The following is a 9397-nucleotide window of genomic DNA, read 5'->3' as shown; positions in this document are numbered from 1 at the left end:
CACCGAGGCCGTCGACCCGGTCCTCAACGGCCTGGCCTATGCGGCTTTTCAGCAGGCGCGAACCGCCCCGGCGGCGAACGGCTTCTTTGACGGCGTCCCGACGTTCCTCAAGGACAACGTGGACATCGCCGGCCAGCCGACGATGCACGGCACCGACGCGTGGACGCCGTGGAACGCCACCTCCGACGGCGAATTCACCCGGCTGTTCCTTGGCACCGGGCTGGCTCCCGTCGGTAAGACGCAGTTGTCGGAATTCGGTTTCAGCGCGTCGGCCGAACATCCACGGCTGGGGCCGGTCCGCAACCCGTGGAACACCGACTACAGCGCCGGCGCATCCTCGTCGGGCTCGGGTGCGTTCGTTGCCGCAGGCGTGGTGCCGATCGCCCACGCCAACGACGGCGGCGGCTCCATCCGCATCCCTGCCGCCTGCAACGGGCTTGTCGGGCTGAAGCCGTCGCGCGGGCGGCTGCCGCTGGACGCCCACCTGCGCCGGATGCCGGTGGGCATCGTCGCCAACGGTGTGGTGACCCGTTCGGTGCGTGACACCGCGGCGTTCTACCGGGAGGCCGAACGCATCTGGCGTAACCCGAAACTGGCGCCGGTCGGGGACGTCATCGGGCCCGGCAGGCAGCGGCTGCGGATCGCCGTGCTGACCCGTTCCGTGCAACGCGACTGCAGCCCCCAGGTGCGCGAGCTGACGCTGAAGTCCGCCGGTCTTCTCGAGGAGCTCGGGCACCGCGTCGAATACCTCGACGAGCCCCCGGTGCCGGCCAGTTTCGTCGACGATTTCGTCCTTTACTGGGGATTCCTCGCGCTGGCCCAGGTGCGCAGCGGGCGGCACATGTTCGGCAAGACGTTCGACCGCAGCCGGCTGGACAGTCTGACGCTCGGGCTGGAGCGACACACCACCCGCAACATCCACCGCCTGCCCCTGGCGATCATGCGCCTGCGCCGAATCCGTAGGCGGACCGCACAATTCTTCGGCACCTACGACGTCGTGCTGACCCCGACGCTCGCCGACGAGACGCCCCGCATCGGCTATCTGGCACCCACCGACTACCACCAGGTCATCGAGCGACTGATCGATTGGGTCTCGTTCACCCCGCTGCAGAACGTCACCGGCGAGCCGGCGATCTCACTTCCGTTGGCGCAGTCCGACGAAGGCATGCCGGTGGGCATGATGTTCTCGACCAACCTCGGGCAGGAGGCGCTACTGCTCGAGCTGGCCTACGAACTCGAAGAGGCCCGACCTTGGGCCCGGATCCAAGCGGCGTAGGCGGCTCAGTCGGACCCGAGCTTGTCGAGCATGCGCTTGAAGTCGCGCTGCTGAGTTTCGGTCAGCTTGGCCAGGATGCGCGCATCGGCGGTCCGCACCGCGCCCTCTGCGCGCTTCAGCAGGGCGCGGCCCTGACCGGTCAGCGTGGCGGGTAGCGCGCGGCCGCTGGACACCGATGTCGGACGGGCCACGGCGCCAATGTCTTCCAGCTTGCGCAGCACCGTGTTCATCGCCTGCGGTGTGACGCCGGCCTGCCGGGACAGCTCGGCGCTCGACATCCCCGGAACCAGGGAAAGCATGCGCAGGCAGACGAATTCGGGCAGCGTCAGTCCGAGCGGGCCCAACACCGCGGAAACCTCGGGTCGCAGCAGGCTGGCCACCCGGTACAGCAGGTAACCAAGCGGGGCATCTTCGGCCTGAACCATGTCAATGATATTGACATATTTTCGGGCGCTGGACGTGGGCTTCGCGGCGCGACGTGGTGATTGCCCGCCCGTCAATGGGGTAACCGAAATGTCACCCGCACCGCGCATCAGGAGGTTTTCATGCCGAAGACGACCAAAGGCGGCAAGCCGAAGAAGGACGAACTGCCGAGCACTTTGCGGCGTTCCAACGCCAAGGCGCAACGCACGTTCGCCAAAACGCATGACGCGGCGGCCGACGAATACGGCAGCGAGGAGCGCGCCCACCGGGTCGCGTATTCCGCGCTCAAGCACAGCTTCGAAAAGGTCGGCGATCATTGGGAGCCAAAAGAAGAGAAGGGGCCGTCCGACGAGCGCGCCAAGAGCGGCGGGCCGCGTGCCTCCGGCCCGACCGCCGAAGGCGTGGACGCCAACGCGAGCAAGAAGCACCTGCTCGACGTGGCCCGGCGACTCGACGTGCACGGCCGGTCGACGATGAGCAAGTCGGAGTTGGTCGACGCGATCAAGAAGCACAACCGCCGGGTCCGCGGTCGCTGAGACGGGCGCCCCACGGCCGCACCGATGTGACCGAGACGTCACCCGGGGGCCGGGTTTAGCGCCATGGCCACCGGGCACCCGGAAAGCCATGGTTGCGTCCACTACTCCCAGTCAACTGCGTCAGTGCTTCACCGATGTGGACTTTCCGGCGAACAAGCAGGATCTGCTTGACGCCGCCGGCCGCAATGGCTGCGACGATGACACGATCCGCGCCCTGCGGAGCATTGCGCCCGAGACTTACAACAACGCCGCCCAGGTGGCCGCGTCGGTCAGCATCGTCGACGATCGCGACGTCAGCGACGCCGACAAGGCGGCGGCTCGTCGCTCCCACACCAAGCCCGGGCTGGCCGAAAACGCAAAAGACATCCCCGCTCCGAGCCCGATCGTCGACGAGCTGGGCGAAAACCGGGGCTCCTGAACCGCCGGCAAGAGCAAACGTCCTGTGGCGTTAGAGAATTGGCCGGCCCCCGGTGACGGCCACCCGTGCGCCGGAGATGTAACTCGCGTCGTCGGAGGCCAACAGCACGTAGATGGGTGCGAGTTCGGCGGGCTGGCCCGCACGCCCGAGCGGCGTGTTGTCGCCGAATGACTCCACGCTGTCCGGGGGCATGGTCGAGGGGATCAGCGGCGTCCAGATCGGGCCGGGCGCGACGCTGTTCACCCGAATCCCCTTCTCTCCCAGCAACTGAGCAAGGCTGGCCGAGAAATTGGCGATCGCGGCTTTGGTGGCGGCGTAGGGCGCCAGCGTCGGATTGGGCGTGTCGGAGTTGACCGACGAACTGCCGATGATCGACGACCCCGCGTTCATGTGCGGCACGGCCGCCTTGGTCAGATAAAAGTAAGCGCCGACATTGAGCCTGAACGTGTAATCCCATTCCTCGTCGCTGATTTCGTCGAGGCTCTTGTGCATCATCTGGTATGCGGCATTGTTGACGAGGATGTCGATGCCGCCGAATTCCTCGACGGCGCGGTCGACGACGGCGCGGCAATGGGCAGCGTCGGAAAGGTCGCCGGATACCAGCACGCATTTGCGCCCGGCGTCTTCCACGTAGCGTGCGACGTCTCGGGCGTCGTCGTCCTCATTGAGGTAGGAGATCAGCACGTCGGCGCCTTCGCGGGCGAAAGCGATAGCGACCGCGCGGCCGATGCCGCTATCACCCCCGGTGACGATCGCCCTTTTCCCGGTGAGCTTTCCCGAGCCCTGGTAAGTGTTTTCGCCGCAGTCGGGCGCCGGGTCCATCCGGCCCTGGACGCCCGGGGCGGTTTGTTGCTGAGGCGCAAAGCCCATGAGATTCCTCAATTCGTGGTCGAAAGGCCGACTTATGGTTCGCGTGTCTCCGGACGGGCCGTGGGGACGTCGGGGTCGTCGTCGGCCGGCGGTTCGGGATCGCGCCATTCCTCGGCGCGACTGGACCGGTTACCGCGCAGCGTGCCGTCCAATTCGTGCTTGAGTTCGTCGTCCTCGCGCGGGCTGTGCTTAGAGCTTCCGCGTTCCATCGACGGCCCCTCTCGTATCGTCGGATTCTCCCGCTCCGACTACCCGCCACGGCCGGGGCTAATCCGGCCTCCCACAGCGTCGGCGTCCGAGTCATTCGACGTGAATAGCGATACGGATGTTAAGAAGTGTTGCGAAAGTTGCTGTCCGGCAAAACAACAACGTTTCGCCAGGTAGTGGATTGAAAATTGCGAATAAAACGGGCGCACATGTTTAAAGCGGACAGCGAGGGGCTATTTGCGGCCTATGTGCGTATTGCCCTTCCGGGGGGCGATTGTTCGACACGAAAGGAATGAGCAATGAAGGTCACCAGGACCGCCATAAAGACAGCTGCGGCTGCCGGGGGGATTGCGGCGAGCATTTTCGCGGCGGCGCCCGCTTTCGCCTCGCCGCCGCCCAACATTCAGGGCTTCGGCACCAGCGAAAAACTGGTCGATGGGCCGCTGGTCACCGATTACACGGTGAGCAACCTGCAGCCGAGTAACGTCACGATCCCCGGCTACACGCCCAAGGGAACGCTCTATCAGGCGGACGTCACCGCCCGCTCGGACGGCGGGGTCGTGACCCCGATGGTCAACGACTTCATCGCGCGTGGGCCCAACGGCCAGAACTACCGGGTGATCGACAAGGTGGGGGCCCCCAATGGCCTCAACCCCGCGCCGATCCCGCAGGGTAGCGAGTCGACCGGAACGCTGTACTTCGACGTGACGGGCGCGCCGCCCAACGGCGTGGTCTACAACGACGGAATGCAAGACGTCCTGATGTGGACGTCGAACGTGCCGAGCAGCGCGGCGCCGGGCGCGCCGAGCCCGAGCCCGGCACCGGGTGCACCGCCGGCCCCGGCCCACACCTAATCCGGCTTGCGGGTATCTCCCCGTGTCGCATGCGACGCGGGGAGTTCCGCTTTTGCGGCCGGGTGTTGCGTCATGCGGGAACGAATCGGGTACACCGTACCCATGAGTAACCCGGATCACAGGCCAGCCGAAGTACGCGAACAGGCGCAACGGAACGCCGAGCGGGCGCGGGCGGCGATGGAGGATAGGCGCAGCGGCCAGGGCGGCGGATTGAGCGGCTGGGTCGCCGAGCGCGCCGGCAGGTGGGACCTCAGCGGCCAGGACGAGACCACCCTACAGCGGCAGAAGTATCTGTGGAATGTGCTGGTGGACTACTGGTTTCGCATGGAGATCGATGGCTGGGAAAACATTCCGGAGCCGCCGGTTCTGCTGGTGGGGATCCACTCCGGCGCTCCCTTCGTCTGGGATGCCTGGACGGTCGGTCTGCAATGGTGGCGGCGTTTCGGGCAGGAACGTCCACTGCACGGCACGGCCCATGACGCGTTGATGGCGATTCCGGTGATCGGCCGGTACTTCCGGTCGATGGGTGTGCTTCCGGCCGCCCCGGACGCCATCGCCACCGCGCTGGCCGAAGGGCGCGACGTCGCGCTGTGGCCGGGTGGGGAAGTGGACTCCCTGCGCCCGTGGATCGAGCGCGACCAGGCCAACCTGGCGGGCCGAAAGGGCTTCGTGAAGATGGCGATTCGGGCCGGCGTGCCCGTCGTGCCGATGGCGACGGTGGGCGGTGCCGACGCCATGCCCGTACTGATCCGGGGTGACAAGCTGTCGAAGGCCTTGCGGCTGGACCGCGTGCTGCGGCTCAAAGTGTTCCCCTTGGCGATCTCGCTGCCGTGGGGGATCGCACCGGCGGCGCTTCCGCAGCTGCCGCTACCGGCCAAGATCAGAACCCGGTTCATGCCCGCCGTGGAGCTTGACCACGATCCGGCCCGGGCGGAGGACGAAGCGTACGTCGACCGCAAGTACAGCGAGATCCAGGACGCCATCCAGGACGGCATGGACGCGCTCGCGCGCAAGCGCGCCTTCCCGCTCTTCGGCTGACCTATCCCTGAAGTCCTTCTCGGACAGGGCGATTCGGGCTCACTGTCTCACTGCGCGACCGGATCCCAGGCGGAGTCCGTCGGCGCGAGTGTCAGCGTCGGCTCGCTGACGATCCATTCCGGCTGGGGTGGGGTCTTGGCCATATAGCCGACGCCTCGGACGGTGTTCACCATCGATTGATGTCGGGGCCCGAGCTTGGCGCGCAGCCGGCGGACGTGGACGTCCACCGAACGGACCCGGCCGTTGCTGTCATAGCCCCACGCCTCGTGCATCAGGCGGGTCCGGGTGAATGGCCGACCGGCGTGCTGCACAAGGAAACTCAGCAGTTTGAACTCGGTCAGCGTCAGACCCAGGTCCTTGCCTTCCAGCGACCCGGTGAGACTGGTCGGATGTAAGAGCAGGGCGCCGAACCGCAAACAGCCGTTGATTGCGCTGCGCCGCAACGCAATCGCCCGCCGCAGCCGCTCCTGCAGCTCGTCGGGGTCGGTTCCCGGGGGCATGACATCGTCGACGTTCCAGTCCACGTCTGGCGGTACATCGTCGGCCGGCGCCGCGAGCGCCACCACCGCGGTGGCGGGGGCATCAGCGGTCAGGCGCCGGCAGGCCGCCGCCGCCGCCGCGAGGTTGCCGCGAGCGTCGACGATGGCGACGTCGCCGACATCGGCCGGCCCTTGGCCGTCACTCGTAAGGGGCGCGCGCCGCATGATTCGCGCGAACGAAGTCAGGGGTGGCAGGGCGCGCTCGAAGTCGTCCGCGTCGGTGAGCAGTAAAACGTCCAACGACATCTCCCGAAAAGGTGGGTCCGCTGTTATCCCCGGCCCGTCGGCATCTCCTGGCGAGATGTCAGCCAGCGCAGCGGTGAGTACCCACTCGCGGCAAAACTATGCAACCGATTGTGTGGCGCCCGCGGGCCGCGTCGGCCCGGCTAGCCGGGCGCGAGCGCCTGACCCAGAAAAGTCGATGGGCCCGGTCCGTTTTCACAGACCGGACCCATCCTCCCAGCGAGCTACTGATTGGCCTTTTGGCGCTGCTCAGCGGCCTCGGCGCCGCCGCGGGCCGCCTCGGCCTCGGCTTCCTTCTTCGCCGCGTCGCGCTGTGCCTCCGCCTTGTCCTGCTGGGCCTGGCCCTCGCGGGTGAGGTCGTCTTGACCCGTCACCGCACCAACGGCCTCCTTCGCCTTGCCCTTGACGTCCTCGACGACGCCCTTGACGGCTTCAGCAGGTCCCGAGTTGTTGTCCGCCATGGATCAGTTCCTCCTTGTAGGCGTACCTGAGCGATTCGCGCTCAACACCGATCGCCGACGCGATCGGTCCGGTCATACGGCGAGGTGAGTCCTTGTTTCTCAAGACCGTGAATTCCCGCCGCGATGGTCCGGATTCCCCACGACGGTCATCGCTCAAACATCCGTGGCGATAACCCGCCGACGCGCGGCGCCGCCCGCGCGTCACCTGGGCCGATCGCGGCGAAATGTCGTCCGCTTCGCCAACTCTGCGCATAACGCACCCCACCGGGGCCGGCTTGTGCTGCGATGAGGCAGGATGTGAAATGCCGTTCCGGAGGAGTTAACCCGGGATGGCACTCTCATGCGAGGAGCCTGATGACGGAGTCCAGGGAGCCCCAAGCCGCCGGCGCGGCGGCCCCGAAGCCGGAAAATGGATCAGCTGCCGGGCAGCCGCGGACGCGGCCCAAGTACTCCAGGGTGTTGCTCAAGCTTGGCGGCGAGATGTTCGGCGGTGGCCAGGTCGGGCTGGACCCCGATGTCGTGGCGCGGGTCGCCCGCCAGATCGCCGAGGTGGTTCGCGACGGTGTCCAAGTCGCGGTCGTGATCGGTGGCGGCAACTTCTTCCGCGGCGCGCAATTGCAGCAGCGCGGCATGGAACGCACCCGCTCGGACTACATGGGCATGCTCGGCACGGTGATGAACAGCCTGGCGCTGCAAGACTTCCTGGAAAAGGAAGGCATCGTCACGCGCGTCCAAACGGCGATCACCATGGGGCAGGTCGCCGAGCCGTATCTGCCGTTGCGCGCCGTCCGTCACCTCGAGAAGGGCCGGGTGGTGATCTTCGGGGCCGGCATGGGGTTGCCCTACTTCTCCACTGACACCACGGCCGCGCAGCGGGCACTGGAGATCGGGGCGGAAGTGGTCTTGATGGCCAAGGCGGTCGACGGGGTGTTCTCAGCGGACCCGCGGCAGAATCCGCACGCCGAGCTGATCGCCGCGATCAGCCATCGCGAGGTCATCGACCGGGGGCTTCGAGTGGCCGACGCCACGGCGTTCAGCCTGTGCATGGACAATGGCATGCCGATCCTGGTGTTCAACCTGCTGACCAATGGGAATATCGCCCGCGCGGTCGCCGGTGAGAAAATCGGGACACTGGTCACCACCTGAGGGGAAGAGCGAACGATGATTGACGAGGCTCTCTTCGACGCCGAAGAGAAAATGGAGAAGGCCGTAGCGGTGGCCCGCGACGACTTGTCAACCATCCGGACCGGCCGCGCCAACCCCGGCATGTTCTCCCGGATTGTCATCGACTACTACGGCGCCACCACCCCGATCACGCAATTGGCCAGCATCAACGTGCCCGAGGCGCGGCTCGTCGTGATCAAGCCGTACGAGACCGGTCAGCTCGGCGCGATCGAGACGGCGATCCGCAACTCCGATCTGGGCGTCAACCCGACCAACGACGGCACCCTCATCCGGGTGGCGGTGCCGCAACTCACCGAGGAGCGGCGTCGGGAGCTGGTCAAACAGGCCAAGGGCAAAGGGGAAGACGCCAAGGTGTCGGTGCGCAACATCCGCCGCAAGGCGATGGAAGAGCTACACCGCATCCGCAAGGACGGCGAGGCCGGTGAGGACGAGGTCGGGCGGGCGGAAAAAGACCTCGACAAGACCACGCACCAGTACATCACCCAGATCGAAGACCTGGTCAAGCACAAAGAAGGCGAGCTGCTGGAGGTCTAGCGGCCGCTCAGCAGCTAAGTTCACCCAGGTCCGTGGCAACCACCGGCGCAGCCAGCCCGCCCGACGAGCCGGGGCATGAGGGCAAGAAGGTCATGCCGCAGCCGGCCAAGAAGACGTCCCGCGCGGGACGCGACCTGCGCGCCGCCATCGCGGTGGGCGCCGGCATCGGCGGCGTGCTCATCGTGACGCTGATCTTCGCGCCCCGCTTCTGGGTCCCCATCGTCGCGCTGGCGATCATGGTCGCGACCCATGAGGTGGTGCGACGGCTGCGCGAGGCCGGGTACGTCATCCCGCTCATCCCGCTGCTGATCGGCGGTCAGGTGACGGTCTGGCTGACGTGGCCGTTTCACGCCGCCGGCGCCCTGGCCGGCTTCGGCGGCACCGTGGTGGTGTGCAACGTCTGGCGGCTGTTCATGCAGGACAACAGCAAGCGGCCCGAGCCGTTCGCCGGGTCTCCGTCGGCCAACTACCTGCGTGACGCGTCGGCGACGGTGTTCCTGGCCGCTTGGGTGCCCCTGTTCGCGTCCTTCGGCGCCCTGCTGGTGTACCCGAAGGACGGCGCGGGCCGGGTGTTCTGCCTGATGGTCACCGTGGTCGCCTCCGACGTGGGCGGCTACGCGGTCGGCGTGCTGCTCGGCAAGCACCCGATGGTTCCGGCCATCAGCCCGAAGAAGTCGTGGGAGGGGTTCGCCGGTTCGCTCTTCTTCGGGATCACCGCGGCCGTCCTGACGGCGACGTTCCTGGCCGGCAAACCGCCCTGGATCGGGGCGCTGCTGGGGGTGATCCTGGTGCTCACGTGCACGCTCGGCGATC

At 67.0% G+C, this 9397-nt stretch carries 13 protein-coding genes; 8 read left to right on the top strand and 5 right to left on the bottom strand.

Annotated features, from left to right (window positions below):
* A partial coding sequence (locus tag A5709_RS03295) for an amidase (RefSeq protein ID WP_068117948.1) occupies positions 1–1276 on the top strand: 1276 nt, incomplete at its 5' end.
* A 5-nt stretch (positions 1277–1281) separates the two neighbouring features.
* On the opposite strand, the gene A5709_RS03290 is transcribed toward A5709_RS03295, so the two are convergent.
* Positions 1282–1701, bottom strand: a complete 420-nt coding sequence (locus A5709_RS03290) for a MarR family winged helix-turn-helix transcriptional regulator (protein WP_066952628.1) — start codon at positions 1699–1701, stop codon at positions 1282–1284.
* Between the two features lie 120 nt (positions 1702–1821).
* Between A5709_RS03290 and A5709_RS03285 the strand changes: the two genes are divergently transcribed.
* Positions 1822–2235: a ChaB family protein gene (locus tag A5709_RS03285; protein WP_067944829.1), complete on the top strand. Its 414-nt coding sequence runs from the start codon at positions 1822–1824 to the stop codon at positions 2233–2235.
* An 88-nt stretch (positions 2236–2323) separates the two neighbouring features.
* On the top strand, positions 2324–2653 hold the full coding sequence (locus A5709_RS03280; protein WP_067944830.1) for a DUF2795 domain-containing protein: 330 nt from the start codon (positions 2324–2326) through the stop codon (positions 2651–2653).
* Between the two features lie 30 nt (positions 2654–2683).
* Here A5709_RS03280 and A5709_RS03275 read toward each other — a convergent pair whose 3' ends face one another.
* Together A5709_RS03275 and A5709_RS28330 are read right to left on the bottom strand one after the other, a co-directional pair.
* On the bottom strand, positions 2684–3523 hold the full coding sequence (locus tag A5709_RS03275; RefSeq protein WP_067944831.1) for a glucose 1-dehydrogenase: 840 nt from the start codon (positions 3521–3523) through the stop codon (positions 2684–2686).
* Positions 3524–3555: 32 nt separating this feature from the next.
* Positions 3556–3732 carry a hypothetical protein gene (locus tag A5709_RS28330; protein WP_197500934.1) on the bottom strand — a complete coding sequence of 59 codons (177 nt, stop codon included), beginning with the start codon at positions 3730–3732 and terminating at the stop codon, positions 3556–3558.
* Positions 3733–4029: 297 nt separating this feature from the next.
* On the opposite strand from A5709_RS28330, the gene A5709_RS03270 reads away from it, so the two are divergent.
* Both A5709_RS03270 and A5709_RS03265 read left to right on the top strand, forming a co-directional pair.
* The gene (locus tag A5709_RS03270; RefSeq protein WP_067944832.1) at positions 4030–4584 is read left to right on the top strand and encodes an MPT63 family protein; all 555 of its coding nucleotides are present in this window, start codon (positions 4030–4032) and stop codon (positions 4582–4584) included.
* Positions 4585–4656: 72 nt separating this feature from the next.
* Positions 4657–5622: a lysophospholipid acyltransferase family protein gene (locus A5709_RS03265; RefSeq protein ID WP_068008864.1), complete on the top strand. Its 966-nt coding sequence runs from the start codon at positions 4657–4659 to the stop codon at positions 5620–5622.
* 47 nt (positions 5623–5669) lie between these two features.
* Here the strand turns inward: A5709_RS03265 and A5709_RS03260 are convergent, their stop codons facing one another.
* Entirely contained in the window at positions 5670–6407 is a 738-nt protein-coding gene (locus tag A5709_RS03260) for a response regulator transcription factor (protein ID WP_067944834.1), read from the bottom strand.
* A gap of 221 nt (positions 6408–6628) precedes the next feature.
* On the bottom strand, positions 6629–6865 hold the full coding sequence (locus A5709_RS03255) for a CsbD family protein (protein ID WP_067212426.1): 237 nt from the start codon (positions 6863–6865) through the stop codon (positions 6629–6631).
* 354 nt (positions 6866–7219) lie between these two features.
* Between A5709_RS03255 and pyrH the strand changes: the two genes are divergently transcribed.
* From pyrH to A5709_RS03240, 3 genes are all read left to right on the top strand, one after another.
* A complete protein-coding gene (gene pyrH / locus A5709_RS03250) occupies positions 7220–8011 on the top strand; it encodes a UMP kinase (protein WP_067944835.1) in 792 nt (263 codons plus the stop codon).
* Between the two features lie 15 nt (positions 8012–8026).
* Entirely contained in the window at positions 8027–8584 is a 558-nt protein-coding gene (gene frr / locus A5709_RS03245; RefSeq protein WP_046186785.1) for a ribosome recycling factor, read from the top strand.
* A gap of 32 nt (positions 8585–8616) precedes the next feature.
* Positions 8617–9397: phosphatidate cytidylyltransferase (locus A5709_RS03240; RefSeq protein WP_369827239.1), on the top strand; the 781-nt coding region annotated here is incomplete at its 3' end.

Origin of the sequence: Mycobacterium sp. E1386 (assembly GCF_001672745.1) — a bacterium.
Taxonomy (GTDB): domain Bacteria; phylum Actinomycetota; class Actinomycetes; order Mycobacteriales; family Mycobacteriaceae; genus Mycobacterium.
Note: the sequence above shows the minus strand (reverse complement) of the source record. Positions and strands in the feature narration are given on the sequence as shown.